At 69.1% G+C, this 21,932-nt stretch carries 18 protein-coding genes; 10 read left to right on the forward strand and 8 right to left on the reverse strand.

The window, feature by feature from the left end; genetic code table 11:
* Positions 1–13: 13 nt before the first annotated feature.
* Both OHT77_RS22755 and hisC read right to left on the reverse strand, forming a co-directional pair.
* Positions 14–1,522 carry a cytochrome ubiquinol oxidase subunit I gene (locus OHT77_RS22755; protein ID WP_328830356.1) on the reverse strand — a complete coding sequence of 503 codons (1,509 nt, stop codon included), beginning with the start codon at positions 1,520–1,522 and terminating at the stop codon, positions 14–16.
* A 336-nt stretch (positions 1,523–1,858) separates the two neighbouring features.
* Complete coding sequence (hisC, locus tag OHT77_RS22760; RefSeq protein ID WP_328830357.1) at positions 1,859–2,932, reverse strand: histidinol-phosphate transaminase; 1,074 nt, start codon at positions 2,930–2,932, stop codon at positions 1,859–1,861.
* Positions 2,933–3,550: 618 nt separating this feature from the next.
* On the opposite strand from hisC, the gene OHT77_RS22765 reads away from it, so the two are divergent.
* From OHT77_RS22765 to OHT77_RS22775, 3 genes are all read left to right on the forward strand, one after another.
* Positions 3,551–4,663, forward strand: coding sequence for a LacI family DNA-binding transcriptional regulator (locus OHT77_RS22765; RefSeq protein ID WP_328830358.1), 1,113 nt, complete (start codon positions 3,551–3,553; stop codon positions 4,661–4,663).
* 1,893 nt (positions 4,664–6,556) lie between these two features.
* The gene (locus OHT77_RS22770; protein ID WP_328830359.1) at positions 6,557–7,660 is read left to right on the forward strand and encodes a metallophosphoesterase; all 1,104 of its coding nucleotides are present in this window, start codon (positions 6,557–6,559) and stop codon (positions 7,658–7,660) included.
* Positions 7,661–7,852: 192 nt separating this feature from the next.
* Complete coding sequence (locus tag OHT77_RS22775) at positions 7,853–8,713, forward strand: hypothetical protein (protein ID WP_328830360.1); 861 nt, start codon at positions 7,853–7,855, stop codon at positions 8,711–8,713.
* 258 nt (positions 8,714–8,971) lie between these two features.
* Here the strand turns inward: OHT77_RS22775 and OHT77_RS22780 are convergent, their stop codons facing one another.
* Positions 8,972–9,970 (reverse strand): hypothetical protein, encoded by a 999-nt coding sequence (locus tag OHT77_RS22780; protein ID WP_328830361.1) that lies wholly within the window; start codon positions 9,968–9,970, stop codon positions 8,972–8,974.
* Positions 9,971–10,313: 343 nt separating this feature from the next.
* Between OHT77_RS22780 and OHT77_RS22785 the strand changes: the two genes are divergently transcribed.
* Positions 10,314–11,555 (forward strand): serine hydrolase domain-containing protein, encoded by a 1,242-nt coding sequence (locus tag OHT77_RS22785; RefSeq protein WP_328830362.1) that lies wholly within the window; start codon positions 10,314–10,316, stop codon positions 11,553–11,555.
* Positions 11,556–11,565: 10 nt separating this feature from the next.
* Here the strand turns inward: OHT77_RS22785 and thiC are convergent, their stop codons facing one another.
* Positions 11,566–13,386, reverse strand: a complete 1,821-nt coding sequence (thiC, locus tag OHT77_RS22790) for a phosphomethylpyrimidine synthase ThiC (protein WP_328830363.1) — start codon at positions 13,384–13,386, stop codon at positions 11,566–11,568.
* A 253-nt stretch (positions 13,387–13,639) separates the two neighbouring features.
* Between thiC and OHT77_RS22795 the strand changes: the two genes are divergently transcribed.
* Positions 13,640–15,163 (forward strand): YibE/F family protein, encoded by a 1,524-nt coding sequence (locus OHT77_RS22795; protein ID WP_328830364.1) that lies wholly within the window; start codon positions 13,640–13,642, stop codon positions 15,161–15,163.
* Between the two features lie 365 nt (positions 15,164–15,528).
* Here OHT77_RS22795 and OHT77_RS22800 read toward each other — a convergent pair whose 3' ends face one another.
* From OHT77_RS22800 to OHT77_RS22815, 4 genes are all read right to left on the reverse strand, one after another.
* A complete protein-coding gene (locus OHT77_RS22800; RefSeq protein ID WP_266770484.1) occupies positions 15,529–15,966 on the reverse strand; it encodes an SsgA family sporulation/cell division regulator in 438 nt (145 codons plus the stop codon).
* Positions 15,967–16,065: 99 nt separating this feature from the next.
* Complete coding sequence (locus tag OHT77_RS22805) at positions 16,066–16,800, reverse strand: IclR family transcriptional regulator (protein WP_328834309.1); 735 nt, start codon at positions 16,798–16,800, stop codon at positions 16,066–16,068.
* A 552-nt stretch (positions 16,801–17,352) separates the two neighbouring features.
* Positions 17,353–17,565 (reverse strand): DUF5326 family protein, encoded by a 213-nt coding sequence (locus OHT77_RS22810; protein ID WP_328830365.1) that lies wholly within the window; start codon positions 17,563–17,565, stop codon positions 17,353–17,355.
* Between the two features lie 231 nt (positions 17,566–17,796).
* A complete protein-coding gene (locus OHT77_RS22815) occupies positions 17,797–18,114 on the reverse strand; it encodes a cupin domain-containing protein (protein ID WP_033285768.1) in 318 nt (105 codons plus the stop codon).
* Between the two features lie 48 nt (positions 18,115–18,162).
* On the opposite strand from OHT77_RS22815, the gene OHT77_RS22820 reads away from it, so the two are divergent.
* From OHT77_RS22820 to OHT77_RS22840, 5 genes are all read left to right on the forward strand, one after another.
* Complete coding sequence (locus tag OHT77_RS22820; protein ID WP_033285767.1) at positions 18,163–18,540, forward strand: phage holin family protein; 378 nt, start codon at positions 18,163–18,165, stop codon at positions 18,538–18,540.
* A gap of 7 nt (positions 18,541–18,547) precedes the next feature.
* Positions 18,548–19,039 carry a low molecular weight protein-tyrosine-phosphatase gene (locus OHT77_RS22825; RefSeq protein ID WP_328830366.1) on the forward strand — a complete coding sequence of 164 codons (492 nt, stop codon included), beginning with the start codon at positions 18,548–18,550 and terminating at the stop codon, positions 19,037–19,039.
* Entirely contained in the window at positions 19,036–20,193 is a 1,158-nt protein-coding gene (locus OHT77_RS22830) for a cystathionine gamma-lyase (protein WP_328830367.1), read from the forward strand. Before OHT77_RS22825 ends, OHT77_RS22830 begins: the two co-directional genes overlap by 4 nt.
* 227 nt (positions 20,194–20,420) lie before the next feature.
* On the forward strand, positions 20,421–21,326 hold the full coding sequence (locus OHT77_RS22835; protein ID WP_328830368.1) for a LysR family transcriptional regulator: 906 nt from the start codon (positions 20,421–20,423) through the stop codon (positions 21,324–21,326).
* Positions 21,327–21,448: 122 nt separating this feature from the next.
* Positions 21,449–21,931 (forward strand): NUDIX domain-containing protein, encoded by a 483-nt coding sequence (locus OHT77_RS22840; protein ID WP_328830369.1) that lies wholly within the window; start codon positions 21,449–21,451, stop codon positions 21,929–21,931.
* Position 21,932 lies beyond the last annotated feature (1 nt).

Here is a 21,932-nt window from a genome sequence, read left to right on the forward strand (position 1 = left end):
CAGCTCCCTCGGCCTAGTACGAGAAGGCCATCGGCTTGTCGGCGTCCTGGGAGTCGCCGCCGATCTTCGTGGGCGGGTTGAGGTCGGCCTCGGTGAGTTCGGGCGGGCCGGCCTTGACGTACTTCGCGAGCAGCTTGACCTCGATGACGGCGAGGATCGCGTAGAGCGAGGTGAAGACGATCATCGAGGTGAGGACCTCGCCCTGGGAGACGCTGGGGGAGACGGCGTCACGGGTCTGGAAGAGGCCGTAGACGACCCAGGGCTGGCGGCCCATCTCGGTGAAGATCCAGCCCCAGGAGTTGGCGATCAGCGGGAAGCCGAGGGTCCAGATCGACACGAGCCAGTAGAGCTTGGTGAGTTTCGGGCCGAGGGCCTTGTTCTTGAAGAGGACCACGTTCGGCACCTCGTCCTCACCGACCCTCAGATGCGGGGCCAGCATGAACTTCTTGCGGGTCAGCCAGAGTCCGGCCAGGCCGATGACGAAGGACGCCATGCCGAAGCCGATCATCCAGCGGAACGCCCAGAAGGTGACGGGGATGATGGGCCGGTAGTCGCCGGGACCGTACTTGGCCTGCTCGGCCTTGTTGGTGTCGTTGATGCCGGGGACGTACGAGTTGAAGTCGTCGTCGGCGAGGAAGGACAGTATCCCGGGGATCGACAGCTCGACGGAGTTGTGGCCCTTGCTGACGTCGCCGTAGGCGAAGATCGAGAACGGCGCGGAGTTCTGGCCGTCCCACAGCGCCTCGGCGGCGGCCATCTTCATGGGCTGCTGCTTGAACATGACCTTGCCGAGGGTGTCACCGCTGACGGCGGTGAGCAGACCGGCGATGGCGACGGTGACCAGGCCCAGCCGCAGCGAGCTCTTCATCACCGCGATGTGCTTCTTGCGGAACAGGTGGAAGGCCGCGATGCCGACCATGAACGCGCCGCCGGTCAGGAAGGACGCGGAGAGCGTGTGGAAGGCCTGCGCGAGAGCGGTGTTCTGGGTCAGCACGTGCCAGAAGTCGGTGAGTTCGGCACGGCCCTTCGCCTTGTTGATCTTGTAGCCGACGGGGTGCTGCATCCACGAGTTGGCCGCGAGGATGAAGTACGCCGACAGAATCGTGCCGATCGAGACCATCCAGATGCAGGCCAGGTGGATCCGCTTGGGCAGCTTGTCCCAGCCGAAGATCCACAGCCCGATGAAGGTGGACTCGAAGAAGAACGCGATCAGTGCCTCGAAGGCGAGCGGGGCACCGAAGATGTCACCCACGAACCGCGAGTAGGCGGACCAGTTCATGCCGAACTGGAACTCCTGGACGATGCCCGTGACGACGCCCATGGCGATGTTGATCAGGAAGAGCTTGCCCCAGAACTTGGTGGCCCTGAGGTACTTCTCCTTCTCTGTGCGCACCCACGCGGTCTGCAGCCCGGCCGTGAGAGCGGCGAGCGAGATCGTCAGGGGGACGAACAGGAAGTGGTAGACGGTGGTGATGCCGAACTGCCATCGCGCCAGTGTCTCCGGCGCCAGAGCCAATTCCACGTCGTCAGTCTCCTTACGTCGCCGTGGTACAGCGGCAGTTTGCCCCTTTTGTCACACACATCATGGGACGAACCGGGACACGCTTGTGAACGCGTTCACATTCACAAGCTATTATGACGTACGGATTTTCGGCAGACGACGGGGGGTCCCGTTCCAGGACCCCATTACGAAGGGGGGTCACCTGGTGGCAACCCCCCTGACGTCACTCGTTACGAACCCACACATCGGCGGGGTGTGACGAACCACTCGCCGGCAGTCGAGGCCGGGCCCTCGCGGGCGACGGCTGGAGCTCTTCCAGACGACGGCCGGAGCCCCTTCAGGCGACGGCCAGCGCTACTACTTGGGGAAGCCCTCCGCCACCTTCAGGAAGATGTCGTTGGCCTCGGTCTCCCCGACCGTGATCCGCACGCCCTCGCCCGCGAACGGCCGCACCACCACGCCGGCCCGGTCGCAGGCCGCCGCGAAGTCCAGCGTGCGCTCCCCCAGCCGCAGCCACACGAAGTTGGCCTGGGTCTCCGGGACCGTCCAGCCCTGGGCGCGCAGGGAGTCGACCACGCGGGTGCGCTCGGACACCAACGAGCCGACGCGGCCGAGCAGTTCGTCCTCGGCGCGCAGCGAGGCGATCGCCGCCTCCTGCGCGAGCTGGCTCACCCCGAAGGGCACCGCCGTCTTGCGCAGCGCCGCCGCCACCGGCTCGTGGGCGATCGCGAAGCCGACCCGCAGGCCGGCGAGGCCGTACGCCTTGGAGAAGGTGCGCAGGACGCAGACGTTCGGCCGGTCGCGGTAGAGCTGGACGCCGTCCGGCACCTCGATGTCGCGGATGAACTCGCGGTACGCCTCGTCCAGTACGACGAGCACATCGCCGGGCACCCGGTCCAGGAAGCGCTCCAGCTCGGCCCTGCGGACGACCGTGCCCGTGGGGTTGTTGGGGTTGCAGACGAAGATCAGCCGGGTGCGGTCGGTGATCGCGTCCGCCATCGCGTCCAGGTCGTGCACGTCACCCGGGGTCAGCGGCACCTGCACGGCCGTGGCGCCGCTGATGCGCGTGATGATCGGGTACGCCTCGAAGGAGCGCCACGCGTACATGACCTCGTCGCCGGGGCCGCTGGTCGCCTGGATCAGCTGCTGGGCGACGCCGACCGAACCGGTGCCGGTGGCCAGGTGCGAGACCGGGACGCCGAACCGTTCCGCCAGCTCGTTCATCAGGCCGGTGCAGGCCATGTCCGGGTACCGGTTGAAGGACGCGGCCGCCGCGGTGACGCTCTCCATCACGCCCGGCAGCGGGGGGTACGGGTTCTCGTTGGAGGACAGCTTGTAGGCCACCGGACCGTCCGCCGAGGCAGGCTTGCCCGGCTTGTAGGTGGGGATACCCTCCAGCTCGGCGCGCAGCTTCGGGCTCGTCTCGCTCACCGCAGTCCTCCTTGTGACCACCACCGGCTTCGAATACTGCTCACCTTATGAGGATTCGGGGGCGGGGCGTACAGGTCGGGTCCGGAGAAGGTCGTACGGCTGCCGTCGGCGACCGTCTCGCGGGTCGGGTTCCAGAGAGGTGGGGACGGTGGTGGCCGGAGGGGTGTGGACGGTGATTGCCGGACCGGAGGGGAGCGGACGGTGGTTGCCGGAGAGGTGGGACGGCGGTTCCGGAGGTGGGGACAGCGGTTCCGGAGAGGTGGACGGCAGTTTCCGGAGGGTCGGCGGTGGTTGTCGGCGTCGCCTCACGCGTCACATGCGCAACAGGGGCATCACCGTACGAAGGCGCACGAAGCGGGGGCGCGCTGTACATATATCTATGCGCCGGTGGCTCGCGCCCTGGCGCGCATCCCTCGTGCAGGTGAGTTGAGACCTCTTCGAAACATGGGGGGCTTGGCAGGCCCATGCGCGCCGACAAGTCACGTAATGCCATTGCATCGTTTAACTGACTTTGTTTCTAAGGTAGTTGACCCTTTCTGACCTTGCAGAAACGTGCCTGTCAACGCGTGCATATGCGTCCGCACTACCCCACCGCATGAGCCCTACTATCGGCTCGCCATGACAGCAGCAGGGAAGCACCAGGTGAGCCGCGCGGAAACCTCTCGTCGAGGAAGCCGGCCGGGCCGGGCGGGAATCAGAGACGTGGCCGCCGCGGCCGGAGTCTCCATCACGACCGTCTCCGACGCCCTCAACGGCAAGGGCCGGCTCCCGGACGCCACCCGACGCCATGTCCGAGAAGTCGCCGACCGGCTGGGCTATCGCCCCTCCGCGGCGGCTCGCACGCTCCGTACCGGCAAGTCGGGCCTCATCGGCCTGACCGTGACGACGTACGGGGATGAACCTTTCACCTTCACCGAGTTCGCGTACTTCGCCGAGATGGCGCGGGCCGCCACCTCGGCCGCGCTCGCCCGCGGCTACGCCCTCGTGATCCTCCCCGCGACCTCGCGCCACGACGTGTGGTCGAACGTCGCCCTGGACGGCACGGTCGTCATCGACCCGTCCGACCAGGACCCGGTGGTCAGCGAGCTGGTCCGGCAGGGTTTACCGGTCGTCTCCGACGGCCGCCCGGCCGGTTCGCTCCCGGTCACCGCGTGGGTGGACAACGACCACGAGGCCGCGGTCCTGGGCATCCTGGACCACCTGGCCGACGCCGGCGCCCGCCGGATCGGCCTGCTCACGGGGACCAGCACGGACACGTATACGCACCTCTCAACCACCGCATACCTGCGTTGGTGCGAGCGGGTGGGCCAGGATCCGGTGTACGAGTCGTATCCGGCGCACGATCCGTGCGCGGGGGCCGTCGCCGCGGACCGGCTGCTCGCCCGGCCCGACCGGCCCGACGCGGTCTACGGCCTCTTCGATCCCAACGGCACGGATCTGCTGGCGGCGGCGCGGCGGTACGGGATGCGGGTGCCGGAGGATCTGCTGCTCGTGTGCTGCAGCGAGTCCACGGTGTATGCCAACACCGAGCCGCCCATCACGACGCTGTCGTTGAAGCCTCGGCGGATCGGTACGGCGGTGGTGCAGCTCCTCATCGATGCGATCGAGGGGGTCGAGTCGGATCTGCCGATCGAGCAGGTGATACCGACGGAGCTGATCGTCCGGACGTCGTCCCAGCGGCGTCCACCGCGGACCACTGTGAGTCCGCCTCGGTCGCCTGAGGGGAAGTAGGCGGGTCGGGTCGGGGGCGGGGATTTCGGGTTCGGGGTTGCGGGTGGGGTCTGAGGGTTCGGGGGGGGGAGCCCTGGGGAGTCGGGGGGGTGACGGGCCGGGGGGCTTGTCTGGGTGGAGGTTGTGCGAGGGGGGTGTGCGGGGGGGCTTGGCTTCGGGGGTTAGTGCTGGCGGGTGTGTTGCGGTGCTGGTCTAGGGGCTTGTGCGGGCGGGGTTGTCTTGCGGTGCTGGTCCAGGGGCCTGTGCGGGCGGGGTTGTCTTGCAGTGCTGGTCCAGGGGCCTGTGCGGGTGGGGTTGTCTCGGCGGTGCTAGGGGCCCCGGGCCGGCGGGGTTGTCTCGGCGGGTGCTGGTGTCGGCGGCTCAATCGGGGGAGGGTCGGGGCTGGGTGGGCTGCCTGTCGGCGTTGGGGCTGGGGTGAGGCACCACGCGGTTAGCCGGGAGGGTGTGAGCAGGCGCCGCACCTTTGACCGGGACGGCGTCGGCGGCTCCCTCGCGATTGGCACGGGACCGTGCTGACCGCTGCCACGGGGTCGACCAGATCTATACCGAGGGCTCCCACGTGGTCGACACCGATCGCTCCCACGTGGTCGACCGGATCGATGCCAGTAGCTCCCACGGGGTCGACCAAGACGATGCGGACAGCCGCCAGGAGGTGCCTGGGACGCTGGCGCCGCTCTCCCCGGCCGCGCGGCGTACAGGACCACCCTCAGACCGCCCGTGGCGGGCCGGACGGCGCCGGGACTTCCACCCGGCGCCGGGGGCCGTGGAGCGGGCGGTAGAGGCCGACACGGTGGAGGCCAGGGCGGGTTGAGGGGCCGTCATGTCGCCGTGCAGGGCAAGCGACGGGAACCGGCGTCCAGGTGAGCAGCACGGGCGATGGACCCACCGTGGAACAAGCACCCGGCACTCGCTCCCGGCAGGCAGCCCACCCGCACCGGACAACCAAGCGACACCCCTGCCCGCCAACCGCCCCGCACCCACTTGGGCACCCGGCATTCACCCCGGCGGGCCAACCCCTTACTGGCCAAGCAACACCCGCCCCGCACAAGCACCCGCCACTCACCCCAGCGAGCCACACCCTCACCGGCCGACCAAGCAACACCCGCACAGGGACCCACCCCGGCAAGCCGCTCACCGGATGACCAGGCACCACCCGCACCTCACAAGCACCCCGAACCCACCCAGAACAAGCGCCCAGAACCCACCCCGGCAAGCAGCCCAACCTCACCGCCGAACCAACCAGGTCCCGCGCCCGCCAAACACCCTGCGCCCGCGCATCCACCTGGTTACCACCCGGGCGAACCCCACCTTCACTCGACGACCCGGCAGCACCCACACCCGCCAAACGCCCGCACCCACCGAGCACATGCAGCCTCACCCGGCATCACCCCGGCGAACCCCACCTCACCGAACGATCCGGCAGCACCCGCACCCACCCAGCGCCCCGCCCTCACCCACCACAACCACCCTCACCCGAAACCCAACACCCACCCCCCGGCACGCACCCCGCCCTCACCCCACAACCAAGCCGCACCGACCCCACCAAGCGCCCAGCCCCACCCCGCGCAACCACCCTCACCCGGGACCCGACGATCAACCCCAGGCACCACCCCGCCTGGAATCACCCCCCGCACCCCACCCACCCCCACCGTCACCCCCCACACCCCCACCGACCATTTCCAGCCGCCCTCACGGCGAGATCCCACCCCCGTCAAGGAGACGACGACCGGTCGAAGACCGGGCCAATCGGGGCGAAAGCCGCGGTGGAGTTGAGTCCTGCTCTGATTCACCACCCCTGGGTCATCACATGGCGCGATCCGCATTCCTATGATGGGCCCACGACACCGCGGGCCGCTGCGACCAGGCAGTCCGACGCGGTGCAGCTGCGGCGCGATGGTGGAGGGGTCGATGACTCAGGGGGCCGGTCAGGGACCCGAGGTGGAGCGGACGGCGACGCTGCGCGACTTCCGGGTACCCGCGTACGTCCACGAGACCGGTCCGTACGCCGACAGCGCGCAGCCGGGCGAGGTCGTACGACCCGACGAGGAGGCCTTCGAAGAGGCCTATCCGGAGGGGTACACACCCACGCAGCGCGACCTGCCCGTCATCCGTCGGGGTGACACGGTTCAGGTCCCGGTGGACCCGGCGTCGATGGCCGTCCCGCAGGAGACGGAGGGCGCCGGTCCGCTGTTCGTCGTAGGCGATGTGCACGGATATCTCGACGAACTGGTCGCCGCCCTGCGGGAGAAGGGCCTGATCGACGCGGCCGGAAGCTGGTGCGCGGGCACCGCGCGGCTCTGGTTCCTCGGCGACTTCACCGACCGCGGACCCGACGGCATCGGCGTGATCGACCTCGTGATGCGGCTGTCCGCCGAGGCCGCCGCGGCCGGCGGGTACTGCAAGGCGCTCATGGGCAACCACGAGCTGCTGCTGCTCGGCGCGAAGCGGTTCGGCGACACCCCCGTCAACTCCGGCGCGGGCACCGCCACCTTCCAGGCGGCCTGGCTCCTCAACGGCGGCCAGAAGACCGACATGGACCGCCTCCAGGACGTCCACCTGCAGTGGATGGCCCGGCTCGACGCCATGGAGGAGGTCGACGGCCACCTGCTCGTGCACTCCGACACCACCGCCTACCTCGACTACGGCGACTCGATCGAGGCGGTCAACGACAACGTCCGCGAGACCCTCACGCGCAACGACGCGGACGAGGTGTGGGACGTCTTCCGCAAGTTCACCAAGCGCTTCTCCTTCCGCGACGAGGGCGGCGCAGACCATGTCCGCTCCCTCCTCGATACGTACGGCGGGTCCCGGATCGTTCACGGGCACAGCCCGATTCCCTACCTCCTGGGCGACGTCGGCTCCGAGGACGGCGAGGACACCGCAGGTCCCGTGGTCGAGGGACCGCACGTCTACGCCGAGGGACTCGCCATCGCGATGGACGGCGGAGTGACCATGGCCGGAAAACTGCTGGTCCAGCAACTGCCCCTGGATATCTGAGCGTTTATCGGGCAGGCGTCCCCCTCGGAGGACCGGCGGACGACAGCGCTGGCCAGGGGCCAATTTCTGGAAACCCCCTGTCACCGTGTGCCGTCGCCGCTCTACCATCGGCTTATCCGTAGCAGGCTCCCCTCCGTTTCTGCCCGACGGCTCGTTGGCATGCGAGCCCCAAGCCCTACGGAGCATCGGGGGATGCACATGAACAGCGTTCCGCAGCACCTGCACAGCGAGGACCGCCAGGAGTACGAGCGGATCCTCGACGAGGCGCTGCGCTCCGCCCCTACCCGCCCGGAACTGGCCGCTGTCGGTAAGCGGCTCAACCCCGAACAGCTGCGCACCATGGCGCTGAACGCCACCGCGCTCATCACGGCGGCCGCGGCGACCGAGTACCAGCACTACGTGAAGGTCCGCGAGGAACTGCGCCAGCCGGCGTCGTCCACCCCGTCGACCGTCCGCGAGTCCGGCTCGGCGGAGCCGGACGGCGTGGGCGCGATGGGGCTCGCCACCACCCTGGGGGAAGCGGCCGAGGGTGCGGGCGCCGTCGCCGTCGCCGCCGTCCTCACCCCCGTCCTGGCCGGCACGGCCGCGGCGATATTCCTGCTCGTGGGCTACATCCTCAAGATGCTCACCCCCGAGCCCGCCTTCGCCAAGACCATGCTCACCGCCGGCTGGGTGTTCGGCGCCATGACCGCCGCGGCGATCCTCGTCGCCGCCGTCGGCCTGCTGCTCACCGCACTGCGCAACCGGCCCTCGCTCGACACCGGCCCCTACGGCGAGTCGGGCGGCGAGGTCACCCGCGCCAGGGAGGCCTGGCACGACGCCCTTCTGGAACGCGGCATCCTGCCGTTCCTCCAGGCGGCACTCGCGGCTCCGGGCACCGCGGCCCTGCGCCGTACGACCCCCTCGGGCCCCAGTCGCATGCCGCACCTCGGCTACGACAGCCCCGGTTTCTCCAGCCCGGACGACGGCCCGGAGCCGGGTCACCGCCCGAGCTTCACCAGCCCGGACTTCAGCAGCCCGGACTTCGGGGGGCCCGAACACCAGCCGGAGTAGCCCCTCGGCTTGCGCCCCCGCCCCGGGGAGCGCAAGCCGAACGTCCGGTCGCAGGGACACAGGGCGGCGAGCCGCAGGGCTACACAGGCACTGGGCCGCAAGTCACTGGGGCGCAGAGGCACGGCCGCAGAGGCACAGGGGCGGCCGAGTGGTGCGCTCGTCCACACTCGGCCGACGGCAGGTCCCTTCAGGACGCCATGTCATGACGCCCTGTTGTGAAGCCCAGACCCTATTGTGAAGCCCTTTTGTGACGCCCCGTCAGGAAGCCTTGCCGGGAAGGGTGATGATCGCGATGCTCTCCGGCTGGGCTACGGCCAGTCGTCTGCCGTCCGGGTGCAGGGCCGCGACCGGCGTCGGGACGGCGCCGTAACTCCCCTCCCTGCTCGGCACCTCCACGTCCGGCCACTCCGCCGTGGACGCCCCCGTCGTGACATCGATCAGCCGGGGATGCCCGTACAGCGAGACGATCGTGTCGCCCCGCGGGATCAGCGTGCCTATGTGGAAGTCGACCCTGTTGCGACGCACCCATCGCTCCTCTGAGACCGACCACACGCCCAACTGCCGTTTGCCCAGGCTTTCGGTCTCCGCGATCTCCTCCTGGTCGACGAACTCCTCCCCGGTCGCCACCGCGATCCGGTCCCCGTCGATCCAGCAGGCCGAGATCACCTCGGAACTGGTGTCCGGGTAGAAGGACGGCACGCCACGGCCGTCGAGCAGAGCGGGTTCCCTCAACACCCGTTCCAGGTCGAAGACTTCGACGATCCCGTACGGATGCCACAGCCACCCCGCCGACAACAGACGAGTCCCGTCCGGAGACACCGCCAGCCGCGAGTGGAAGACGTCGTTCCGCGTACGGTCGCCGACCGTGAGCCGTTCCCCCGATTCCGTGTCCTCGATCTGGAGGAGGTCGTACCCGTCCGGGCAGTGCACCAGCACCTCACGGCCGTCCCGCAGCACCCCGAGGGCGACCGGATAGTCGAAGTCCGGGGCGTAGTCGTCATCGCGCCGCAGCTCACGGACCGGCCGATCGCCCTCCAACAACAGTGCCTCGGTGCCCCGCTCGTCGTAGACCACGGTGAACCGGCCGGACGGAGAACTGACGCTCCGGTCGAAGGAGTACCCATGGTCGTCCGAGACCTGGCGCTCCACCCCGTCAGGCCCCCACCGCCGACCCCCCACGATGTCCACCAGCTCGTCGCCGTCCCACGCCAGCGACTGCGCCTCGTCCGTCACCTGCAGAAGAATGACGCTCTCCATCGCTCCCCCTGGTCCCCTCGCCCCACCGGTCCCCGACCTGCACGGCTTCCCCGACCCGCACTGCTTCCTCGACCCGCGCTGCCTCCCCGGTCCGACACCAATGCCCGCCAGGCACTCCCCCCCCCCGGCGCAACGCCAATCTACGGGCGCCCGTCCGCGATGTGGAGTGCTTTGCGTGCCGCCCGCCTCGCGGTCGAAGGGGGCCGCCGGGGGTGAACCCGTGGTCCGCAGGGGGGCTGGGTGTACCCCTCATTCGGAGGGCAGTCCCATCCTCCCGCGCCGGCAGATCCGGTTGGCTGGTGATCGTCACCGACCGAGAACCAGAGCACCGGGGGATCCGACCATGCAGATGCCGTCGTCGAAGAAGGCCGGCGCCGCCGCGCTGGCAGCAGCCCTGCTCGCACTGGGCACACCGCTGGCCGCGACCGCCGCCACCGCCGGACACCCGACGCCGAGCCCCTCCTACACCGCGACGACACTCCAACACGACCTCGCGGCCGTACGGAAAGCCGGTGGCGGCGACGTGAACGTGCTGGCCAGGGTCGACGGAACGGGCACCGCGCCCCTCATGGCCCGCATCGGCACCCGCACCGCCGGCTCCACGGACCCGGTCCCCTGGAACGCGCACTTCCGCGTGGCCAGCACGACCAAGACCTTCGTCGCGACCGTCGTCCTCCAACTCGTCGCGGAGAAGCGGCTGTCGCTCGACGACACCGTCGAACACTGGCTCCCTTCGGTCGTCTCGGGCAACGGCAACGACGGCAGCCGCATCACCGTCCGCGACCTGCTCCGCCAGACCAGCGGGCTGTACGACTACATCGACGACCCGGAGATCCAGGACCGGCTGCTCAACCACTTCGACGAGAACCGCTACGACGACACCCCCACGGCCGACCTGGTCGCGGTGGCGATGAAGCACCGGCCGCTGTTCGTGCCGCAGCCGGGCGGAGCCACCCGGTGGGCGTACTCCAACACCAACTACCTGCTGGCCGGGATGATCGCCGAGAAGGCCGGCGGCGCGAGCTGGCAGGACCTCGTCGAGCACCGGATCATCGCGAAACTCGGACTGCGGAACACCTCCATTCCCGGGCTCAACCCGTTCCTCCCCGACCCGCATGTGAACGCGTATCTGACGACCGCCGACGGCAAGCGCCTCGACGTCACCGAGCAGAGCTACCAGCACACCGCCGACTCCGGTGTGGTGAGCACCACCGCCGACCTGAACACCTTCTTCCGCGCCCTGGCCGACGGCCGGCTGCTCCCCGCCGAGCAGTGGCGCGAGATGCGGCAGACCGTCGCGCGGAACGACGACCCGGAGGACGTGGCCGAGCTGCCCGAGGGCACCTACGGCCTCGGCCTCCGCAAGATGCCGCTGTCCTGCGGCGGCTTCTACTACATGCACGAGGGCGACGGACCGGGCGTCAACACCCGCCCCGCGGTGAGCGCGGACGGCAGGCGCGCGGTGACGGTCTCCATCACGACCACCACCGCACCGCCGGACCTTGCCGCCCTCAACCGCGCGACGGGTACCCTCGTCGATCACGCCTTGTGCCTGAAGCCCGCCGCGAGTTCGCCGAAGAGCTAGCCGCTCGTCGTCAGTCGGCGATCGGCAGGTACACCCGGTTGCCCGCCGCCGCGAACTCCTTCGACTTCTGCTCCATCCCGACCTCGATCTCCTCCCGGCTTCCGCCGTGTTCGCGGCGGATGTCCTGGGAGATCTTCATCGAGCAGAACTTCGGCCCGCACATCGAGCAGAAGTGAGCGGTCTTGGCGGGCTCGGCCGGAAGTGTCTCGTCGTGGAACTCCCGTGCCGTGTCCGGGTCGAGGGCCAGGTTGAACTGGTCCTCCCAGCGGAACTCGAAGCGGGCGTCGGACAGCGCGTCGTCCCATACCTGTGCACCGGGGTGCCCCTTGGCGAGGTCGGCTGCGTGGGCGGCGATCTTGTAGGTGATGACGCCGGTCTTGACGTCGTCACGATTGGGCAGGCCCAAGTGCTCCTTGGGCGTGACATAGCAGAGCATGGCCGTGCCCCACCAGGCGATCATCGCGGCACCGATGCCGGAGGTGATGTGGTCGTACGCAGGCGCGACGTCCGTCGTCAGCGGGCCGAGCGTATAGAACGGAGCTTCATCACAGATCTCCTGCTGAAGGTCGATGTTCTCCTTGATCTTGTGCATCGGGACGTGTCCCGGGCCCTCGATCATCGTCTGTACATTGAAACGCTTCGCGATCGTGTTGAGTTCCCCGAGCGTCCGCAATTCCGCGAACTGCGCCTCGTCGTTGGCGTCCGCGATCGAACCGGGCCGCAGGCCGTCGCCGAGCGAGTACGTGACGTCGTAGGCGGCGAGGATCTCGCAGAGTTCCTCGAAGTTCTCATACAGAAACGATTCCTTGTGGTGCGCCAGGCACCAGGCCGCCATGATCGAGCCGCCGCGGGAGACGATGCCCGTCTTGCGGTTCGCCGTCAGCGGTACGAACGGCAGCCGCACACCCGCGTGGACGGTCATGTAGTCAACGCCCTGTTCGGCCTGTTCGACGACCGTGTCCTTGTAGATCTCCCAGGTCAGCTCCTCGGCGCGGCCGTCGACCTTTTCGAGCGCCTGGTAGAGCGGCACCGTGCCGATGGGGACAGGGGAGTTGCGCAGCACCCACTCACGCGTGGTGTGGATGTTGCGGCCGGTGGACAGGTCCATGACCGTGTCCGCACCCCACCGCGTCGCCCAGGTCATCTTGTCGACCTCCTCCTCGATGGAGGAAGTGACCGCGGAATTGCCGATGTTGGCGTTGACCTTCACCAGGAACCGCTTGCCGATGATCATCGGCTCGATCTCGGGGTGGTTGACGTTGGCGGGCAGCACCGCCCGTCCGGCCGCGATCTCCTCCCGGACGACCTCGGCCTCGACGTTCTCGCGTACGGCCACGAACTCCATCTCGGGGGTGATCTCGCCCCGTCGCGCATAGGCGAGTTGGGTGACCGCCGTACCGTCACGGCCTCGGCGCGGCTGACGGGGGCGCCCCGGGAAGACCGCGTCCAGGTTGCGCAGTCCGCCGCGCGGTGAGGTGTGCTTGATCCCGTCGTCCTCGGGGCGGACGGGTCGGCCCGCGTACTCCTCGGTGTCGCCGCGGGCGATGATCCAGTTCTCCCGCAGCGGCGCCAGTCCCCTGCGGACATCGGTGTCGACGAGCGGATCGGTGTACGGGCCCGAGGTGTCGTACAGCGTCACCGACTCCCCGTTGGTGAGGTGCACCTGACGGACCGGCACCCGTAGATCGGGGCGCGAGCCCGCGATGTACCCCTTGTGCCAGCCGATGGACTTCCCGGCCTCCGTGGGCTGTTCGGCCCGTGCGGACTCCTTGCCCGGAATGGGCTGTTCGTCCTGGCTGGAGGCAGGCGTGCGTGCGTCCTTGTTGGTCATGAGACCTACTCCCTACGCCGGCATTACCCGGTAACAGGTTCGGCGGTCGACGCAGCGGTTTCCGTCAGCCGATGTTTCATGTGAAACATCACCCGCTTCAGGTGACGTTTCCCGTGAAACATCGCAGAGACGAAGGTCAGCGCCCTCTCAGCCCGGTGCTCCGAGCTCCCGCGTGTGCAAAGGTGCCTCCACGCTAGCGCCATAAGTGGCGCGGTGAACAGTGGGCCTCCGGCGTTCTTGCGATGATCGGGCGGTGACCACGACACAGCAGCCCCCGTACCCGCCGACCGGGCCGCCCCACGGCCACGACCATGGATCCGGCGACGACCACGGTTCCGGGCACGACCATGGAGCGGGCGGCGACGGCGGCCACGGGTCCGGTGGGCACGGTTCCGGTGGAGGCGGTGGGCACGGTCATTCACACAGCCATGGGCCGGCCGCACCCGTCTCCCGCCATCTGCGGAAGGTCATCGCGGCGATCCTGATCCCGTTCACCGTGGCGGTCGTGGTCGGCATGGTGGTGCTGTGGCCCGGCGGCGCCCCCTCGCACAAGCGCACCGGCGTCGGCTTCGACCGGCAGACCCAGCAGGCGACGGTCACCAAGGTCGTCAGCGTGAGCTGCGCGTCGGTGAACGCATCCGGCGGCGGCTCGACCGGGGACACCTCCACTGCCGAGGGCTCCTCCGCGGCACAGGAAGCGGCCGGCACCTGCAAGAAGGCCACGGTCACCGTCTCCACCGGCAAGGACAAGGGCCGTACGTTCACGGAGATCGTCCAGCCCGACCAGTCACGGCAGTTGCATCAGGGCGAGAAGGTCGTGGTCGCGTACGAACCCTCGGCGCCCAGGGATCTGCAGTACTCCGTCACCGACGTGAACCGTAAGCTCCCGATGACGCTGCTCGCCGGGATCTTCGCGCTGGCCGTCGTGGTGGTGGGCCGGCTGCGCGGAGTCATGGCGCTGATCGCGCTGGCCATCAGCTTCATGATCCTGAACTTCTTCATCCTGCCCGCGATCCTGCACGGCTCGAACCCGCTGATCGTGGCGGTGGTCGGGTCGAGCGCCATCATGCTGATCGCCCTCTACATGTGCCACGGGCTGTCGGCCCGTACGTCCGTGGCGGTGCTAGGCACCCTGATGTCGCTGGTGCTGATCGGCATCCTGGGCTCGGTGTTCATCGACTGGGCGGCGCTGACCGGCAACACGGACGACAACACGGGCCTGATCCACGGGCTGTACCCGTCGATCGACATGAGCGGTCTGCTGCTCGCCGGCGTCATCATCGGTTCGCTCGGTGTGCTCGACGATGTGACGGTCACCCAGACCTCGGCGGTCTGGGAACTGCACGAGGCCAACCCGTCGATGGGCTGGCGCGGGCTGTACCGCGCCGGCATCCGCATCGGCCGCGACCACATCGCCTCCGTCGTCAACACCCTCGTCCTCGCCTACGCGGGTGCCGCGCTGCCGCTGCTGCTGCTCTTCTCCATCGCCCAGAGCAGTGTGGGGTCCGTCGCCAACAGCGAGTTGGTCGCCGAGGAGATCGTCCGCACACTGGTCGGCTCGATCGGCCTGGTCGCGTCGGTACCGGTCACGACGGCCCTCGCGGCCCTGGTCGTCTCGGCGGACCGGCCGGGGCGCGAGGCGGTTCCGGCGGGGGCAGCGGGTGCGGCGGCTACGAGTGCTGCGGGTGGGGCCGGTTCGGCTACGACGTCCACCGCAGCGCCGAGCGCCAAGCCTGCGGCGGCACGCGGAGGGAAGGGTCGACGCCGTAAGCACTGAGGGACGCCCGGCTCTGAGGCGACGTAGCCCTGGAGGCGACGCCGGCACTTAGGCTCCGGTACCGCTCAGGCACCCCAAGCGCTGAGGTTCCGCAACGCCTGAGGCGCCGCAAGCACCCGCACTCCACTGCACCGCACCGCAAACACCGTAGGCGGCTGGAACCGCCCCAGGGAGCCGCGCAGAAGCGTTACTGCGGAACTCCGGGCCCCTGGGAGAACCTTCGGGCCCCGACGGACCTTCAGGGCTCTCAGCGCGTCCAGGAGCTCTACGGCGTCCAGGGGATCAGGGGATCAGGGGATCAATGCCCCCAGGCCGCGTGGCGAAGCGTTACGCCAACTCCCGCCCCCGGCAGGGCGACGAACGTGTCACCCCGCGCTCTGCTCCTCCGCCAGGATGCGGTCCAGCGCCTCGTCGAGGTGGGTGTCGAAGTCCGCGAGGGCGGCCTCCTGACCGAGCGGAACCAGCCGGTCGGTGCGGTCGAGGAACGCCACGAGCGGAGCCGCCCCGGTGCGGAACAGGGCCTGGTCGCTGCCCACCTGAAGCCGGATCAGCACCTCACCCAACGTCTCGGGGTCGACGGGCTCAATCCGCACGTCGCCCTCCCCGCACGCCATGCCCAGCCCGTCGATCAGCAGCTCGCGACCGAAGGCCCAGGTCACCGGGGCGTCGCCCGGCAAATGGAAGGTCAGCCGCACGGCGTACGGATCGGACGTCTCGTAGCGCAACTCGACCGGGATGCGGAAGGAGAGCTCCTCGGAGACGAGGAAGCTCATCATGACCTCTGCCTGAACGGACTCGTGCATCGCCTATCCCGTCAATTGCCGTCGACTGGCCGGGAATGATCCCCGTAACACTGAAGGAATATTGCTGAACGTACACGTTAGATTACAAGGAGTAAGTTTTCAGATACTGATAGAGAGCGCGAGCGACCCCAGCAGCCTGCCGACCTCGGTCTGCAACTGCCGTGCCGCGGTGAGCAGTCGTCCGGCCTGATGCGAGGGCAGGGACATGGCCATCGTGGCCGCCGTGGTGCCGAGCGTGATCGGGACCGCCGCGCAGACCGTGCCCAGCGCGTACTCCTGACGCTCCACCACCAGCTCCATTCGCCCCATACGTTCCAGGCGCCGCAGCAGGGCGTGGTCGTCCCGCACGGTGTACGGGGTGAGGGACCGCACGGGGTACCGGTCGAGGTGGTCGCGGCGGCCGTCCTCGTCCAACTGGGCCAGCAGACACTGCCCGATCGCGTGCGCGTGCCCCGTCTCACGGAAGTCGGCCCACTCCTCGACCGCCGGATTGCCGGGGGTGTCGGAGACGCACAGGACTTCGATCTCGCCGTCGCGGTACATCGCGTAGTACACCGGCACACCGATCGAATCGCGCCAACCTGCCAACGCGTCGACGATCGTGCTGCGACGTTTCTCCTGCGCTCCGCTGCTGCTCAGCCGCGCAGCCGCTTCCCCGAGGAAGAACAGCCCCTTGTCACGCCGGAGATAGCCCTCGTGCACGAGCGTGCGCAGCAGGTGGTAGGCGGTGGGAAGAGCGAGGCCGGTCTCGCGGGCCAGTTGCTTGGCGGGCGCCCCGTGCCCGTGCGCAGCGACGGACTCCAGCAGACGCATGGCCCGTTGAACGGACCCGATGAGCGTGGCAGCGGACGGCTGCGGATCGACGACCCCGACGCCGGCGACGTTCTCAGCAGAGCGCTGCTGCGGCGGTGCCGCGACGGGGCGGGTACGCGCGGCGGCTGTCAGGGGTCGTAGCGGCGGGGTTTCTGTGGCGGGACGTAGCGGCGGGGCGTCCGCCAACGGTCGTAGCTGCACGGGAGCCGCCACCGGTCCTACCTGCGCCGAGGTCACCCCGGCGCGTACCTGTGCGGAGGTCGCCACAGGTCGCAGCTGGGCCGGGATCGCCACGGCGCTTGGCCATGTGGGCGGGACCGGCTGGGCGGGGGGTGCGTGGGGTTGTTCTACGGATGCGGTGTCAACCGTGGCCAAGGGTCACTTCCGGAGCGCGAGGGGGCGGCCCGTGCGGGGAACACGGGGAGGGGGTGCGCCGCTCGCGGGGTTCGTCCCCGCGAGGAGTTCCGGACTTTAACCGCCCGCCACCGCCCGCAGACGGCCTGTCCGGGAAACTTCCCCCGGCCGAGGGAACCGGTGATTCCTGTTACCGATCACCGGTCGCCCCGCTGGACCTCACCAGTCGCTGCGCGAGGAGGAGCTCGACGTGAACTTCCGCACGATGTAGACCAGTCCGCCGACCAGCGCCACGAAGACCAGTGCCTTGAAGAGCAGTCCGATGACAAAGCCCACGACGGTCGCTATCAGACCGCCGAACACGACCAGGGCGATGACCGGCACCGCGACCCACTTAACCCACCACGGCAGTCCCGCGAAGATCTCTCGCATTGTCCTCGTCCTGTACCTCTCCGCCCGTCGCTCGAACCGGGTCCGGTCTGTGTCCGGCACTCCCGCACCGGATCTCTGATGTCCTGCACTCGATGCTAGGGCGGGCGAAGGCCGAACGGGGGCCTCGCATCCCTTGTCCTCCCCTGACCGTTCCCCTAGGGAACCCTGAGACGCGGATCAGGCTTCCGGTGGAGACCCGGAGGCTCCGGAAGGGGCAGGCCTTGGGGAGGTTCAGGCCTCCGGAGGCGAGAACACCACCAGCACCCGCAGGTCCTCGCTGATGTGGTGGAACTTGTGGGCCACCCCGGCCGGCACATAGATCACGCTGCCGCGCGCCACCTGCGTGGTCTCCATTCCGACGGTGATCGCGGCCCGGCCGCTCACGACGAAGTACACCTCGTCCTGGTTGTGCGGCTGCTGCCGGTCGTGCTCACCGGAATCGAGCGCGTACAGGCCGACCGACATGTTCTTCTCGCGCAGGAACTGCAGGTACGCGCCGTCGTTGGCGGCACGCTCCGCCTCCAGTTCATCCAACCGGAATGCCTTCATCGCCCTCGTCCACGCTCGGATTCGATCTCTTCTGTCACGATCAGACACATGAAGAATTTCCTAGTCAAGACGATCGCCAACGCGGGTGCCCTGGCGGTCGCCGTATGGATCCTCGACAAGATCACCCTGACCGGTGACAGCACCTTCAAGAAGGTCTGGACGCTGCTCCTCGTCGCCCTGGTCTTCGGTCTGGTGAACTTCCTGGTCAAGCCGATCGTCAAGGTGCTGACCTTCCCGCTGTTCATCCTGACGCTCGGCCTGATCACCCTGGTGGTCAACGCGCTGATGCTGATGCTGACTTCGTGGCTGGCCGACAAGCTCGACCTGAGCTTCCATGTCGAGGGCTTCTGGACCGCCGTCCTGGGCGGCCTGATCATCTCGGTCGTCTCCTGGGCGCTCAACGTCGTCCTCCCCGAAGGGGACTGAGCACGCGATGACGTACCGCGTCAGCTTCGTCTGCACCGGGAACATCTGCCGTTCGCCGATGGCCGAATCGGTCTTCCGCGCGCGGGTGGCCGAGGCCGGGCTCGACGGCCTGGTCGAGGTCGACAGCGCGGGCACGGACGGCTGGCACGAGGGCGACGGCGCCGACCCGCGCGCCGTCGCCGTCCTGGAGGAGCACGGTTACGGCACCGACCACGTCGCCCGCCGCTTCCAGGCCTCCTGGTTCGCCCGCCTGGACCTCGTCGTCGCCCTCGACTCCGGCCACCGCAAGATTCTGCGTCGACTGGCCCCGACCGAGCAGGACGCCGAGAAGGTCCACCTGCTCCGTTCCTACGACCTCGACGCCCCCGCTGACCTGGACGTACCGGATCCGTACTACGGGGGCCTGGACGGCTTCGAGGAGTGTCTTGAGATGGTGGAGGCAGCGAGCACAGGGCTGCTCGCCGCAGTGCGTGAGGAAGTGGAGGGACGAGCGGTATGAGTGATTCCGCGACAGCCGGAGGTATCGGAAGCGGCGCGGGGGACGGCACGCGCGCGGTGCGGGCGGGTCTGCCCGAGCCGGTGAAGTACGAACCGACGCTCCCCGGGCCGGTGTTCGCCGCGCACTTCCATCTCCCGGGCGACGCGACGGGACCGTACAAGTACGGCCGCGACGAGAACCCCACCTGGACCCACCTGGAGCGCGCCATCGGCGAGCTGGAGGCGCCCGGGCGGGACGACGTCGAGACGCTCGTGTTCGCCTCCGGGATGGCCGCCATCTCGTCGGTGCTGTTCTCGCAGCTGCGCGCGGGCGATGTGGCCGTACTGCCCGACGACGGCTATCAGGTGCTGCCCCTGGTGCGCGAGCAGTTGGAGGCGTACGGCATCGAGGTGCGCACCGCGCCGACCGGCGGGGACGCCCAGCTCGACCTCCTCGACGGCGCCAAGCTGCTGTGGATCGAGACCCCGTCCAACCCCGGGCTCGACGTGTGCGACGTACGGCGACTCGCCGACGCGGCACGCGCGCGTGGCGCCCTCGTGGCCGTCGACAACACCCTCGCCTCGCCCCTGGGACAGCGCCCGCTGGAGCTCGGCGCCGACTTCTCCGTGGCGAGCGGCACCAAGCAGCTCACCGGGCACGGGGACGTCCTCCTGGGATACGTCGCCGGGTCCGACACGACCGCGATGGGCGCCGTACGCCGCTGGCGCAAGGTCGTCGGCGCGATCCCCGGGCCCATGGAGGCATGGCTCGCGCACCGCTCGATCGCCACGCTCCAGCTGCGCGTCGACCGGCAGAACGCCACCGCGCTGACCCTCGCGCAGGTCCTGCGCGACCGGGACGACATCACGGGGCTGCGCTACCCGGGGCTGCCCGACGACCCCTCGCACAAGATCGCCTCGCAGCAGATGCGGCGCTACGGGTGCGTGATTTCGTTCACGCTGCCCACGCGCGCGCGTGCCGAGCGTTTTCTCGACGCGCTGCGACTCGTGGACGACGCGACGAGCTTCGGCGGGGTGCGGTCCACTGCCGAGCGGCGGAGGCGCTGGGGCGGGGACGCGGTACCGGAGGGCTTCGTGCGCCTCTCGGTCGGTGCCGAGGACCCCGAGGACCTGGTGGCCGACGTGCTGCGTGCGCTGGACGAGTCGGCGCGGTGAGCGCCTTACGTGCCGTCTGCAGGCGTCCGGCTACGCACAACGGACGGTCCGAGCCTCCCCCCTCGTGGCTCGGACCGTCCTCGGTTCTGCGCGCGAAGAACCGCGCGAACAAGGCTAGTTGACTCTGTGTCAGTGTCCAATCACAGTAGCGACAGAGACCTATCGACTTATTTATAGTTGGGCCCTGCCCGGGGCCGGAGGAAGGGTGGGAAAGGAGCGTGCGAGCCATGGATCTGGCCTTGCTGCGCACCTTCGTGACCGTGCACCGGGCCGGCTCCTTCACCCGCGCCGCAGCGCTGCTCGGCCTCTCCCAGCCCGCGGTGACATCCCAGATCCGCACCCTGGAACGGCAGTTGGGCCGCCCCCTGTTCCTGCGCCAGGCCCGCGGGGTCACCCCCACGACCATGGGCGACGAACTCGCGCACAAGGCCGCGCCCCATCTCGACGCCCTCGTGGAGATAGCCGAGACGGGCCCCGACAACGACGCCTCGCTGCGCACCCTGCATCTCGCCGGTCCCCCCGAGTTCACCGCCGAGCGGGCCCTGCCCGCGCTCACCGAGCTGACCGGCGACGACGGCCAGGGCTTCGCGCTGCGGGCGTCCTTCGGGAACGCCGAGGAGACCCTGGAGGGGTTGGCCGCCGGACATCATGATCTGGCCATCAGCACGGCCCGTCCGCGCGGTGCTCTGCTCAGCGCGACGACACTCTGCGACGAGGAACACGTCCTGGTCGCCGCCCCGCACCGGGCCGAGCGGCTCGGCTCCGCGCAGCCCGGCCCGAAGGACGCGCCCGTCCTGGACGACCTCCCCGTGATCGAGGTCCACGAGTCGCTGCCGTTCGTCTCCCGGTACTGGGCCTCCGTCTTCGACTCCCGCCCGGCCGCCCCAGGCACCGTGATCGTGCCGGACCTCCGCGCGGTCCTCGCCTGCGCGATCGCGGGCGCCGGGCTCGCGGTGCTGCCGCGCTATCTGTGCGCGTTGGCGCTGAAGCGCGGCGAGGTCGTCCCGCTCCACGAACCCGCGGTTCCGCCACTGCGGACGTATTTCCTGGTGGTCCGCACCGGCACTCTCGCGATGCCGCACATCGCCCGCGCCCACGAGTGGCTGCACCGGGCTGCCGCCCGCTGGGGCTGACCAGGCACTTTGCCGCCGACCTGCGGCGAACCCGCTGGTTCCACGTGAAACATCACGCTCCGAACCGTCAAGGTCACGTCCCGCGATGTTTCACGTGGAACCAGCCGGGCCACATTTCTCCCATGACCGTCCGACCCGTGGTCAAGCGCACCGCACGTGCCGTTCTTCTCGACGGCGACGCCCTGATCCTGATCAAGCGCACCAAGCCCGGTGTCGATCCCTACTGGGTCACACCCGGTGGCGGCGTCGAACCCGAGGACACCACCGTCGTCGACGCCCTGCACCGCGAGGTGTACGAGGAGCTCGGCGCCAAGATCTCCGACGTGGTTCCCTGCTTCGTGGACACCGTCGAGCACATCGGCGCGGACGCGGCCTCGACCGGCGTGAAGGTGCAGCACTTCTTCGTCTGCCACCTGGAGTCCATGGACCCGGCCCTGCGCCACGGCCCCGAGGTGGACGAGCCCCTCGGCGAGTACGAGATCGTCAGAGTCCCGTTCACCAGAGTCGGCATCGCGTCCGTCCACCTCGTGCCCCTGTCGCTACGGCACTATCTGGACGGCAACATCGAAGGGGTCCTCGCGATGCACGCCCCCGACCTGGGCTGAC

Origin of the sequence: Streptomyces sp. NBC_00252 (genome assembly GCF_036187565.1) — a bacterium.
Classification (GTDB): Bacteria; Actinomycetota; Actinomycetes; order Streptomycetales; family Streptomycetaceae; genus Streptomyces.

Coding starts and splice junctions, on each gene's coding strand:
- OHT77_RS22765 (WP_328830358.1), top strand. CDS start 3,551: ATGACAGCAGCAGGGAAGCACCAGGTGAGCCGCGCGGAAACCTCTCGT.
- OHT77_RS22770 (WP_328830359.1), top strand. CDS start 6,557: ATGGTGGAGGGGTCGATGACTCAGGGGGCCGGTCAGGGACCCGAGGTG.
- OHT77_RS22775 (WP_328830360.1), top strand. CDS start 7,853: ATGCACATGAACAGCGTTCCGCAGCACCTGCACAGCGAGGACCGCCAG.
- OHT77_RS22780 (WP_328830361.1), bottom strand. CDS start 9,970: ATGGAGAGCGTCATTCTTCTGCAGGTGACGGACGAGGCGCAGTCGCTG.
- OHT77_RS22785 (WP_328830362.1), top strand. CDS start 10,314: ATGCAGATGCCGTCGTCGAAGAAGGCCGGCGCCGCCGCGCTGGCAGCA.
- thiC (WP_328830363.1), bottom strand. CDS start 13,386: ATGACCAACAAGGACGCACGCACGCCTGCCTCCAGCCAGGACGAACAG.
- OHT77_RS22800 (WP_266770484.1), bottom strand. CDS start 15,966: ATGCACGAGTCCGTTCAGGCAGAGGTCATGATGAGCTTCCTCGTCTCC.
- OHT77_RS22810 (WP_328830365.1), bottom strand. CDS start 17,565: ATGCGAGAGATCTTCGCGGGACTGCCGTGGTGGGTTAAGTGGGTCGCG.
- OHT77_RS22815 (WP_033285768.1), bottom strand. CDS start 18,114: ATGAAGGCATTCCGGTTGGATGAACTGGAGGCGGAGCGTGCCGCCAAC.
- OHT77_RS22820 (WP_033285767.1), top strand. CDS start 18,163: ATGAAGAATTTCCTAGTCAAGACGATCGCCAACGCGGGTGCCCTGGCG.
- OHT77_RS22825 (WP_328830366.1), top strand. CDS start 18,548: ATGACGTACCGCGTCAGCTTCGTCTGCACCGGGAACATCTGCCGTTCG.
- OHT77_RS22830 (WP_328830367.1), top strand. CDS start 19,036: ATGAGTGATTCCGCGACAGCCGGAGGTATCGGAAGCGGCGCGGGGGAC.
- OHT77_RS22835 (WP_328830368.1), top strand. CDS start 20,421: ATGGATCTGGCCTTGCTGCGCACCTTCGTGACCGTGCACCGGGCCGGC.
- OHT77_RS22840 (WP_328830369.1), top strand. CDS start 21,449: ATGACCGTCCGACCCGTGGTCAAGCGCACCGCACGTGCCGTTCTTCTC.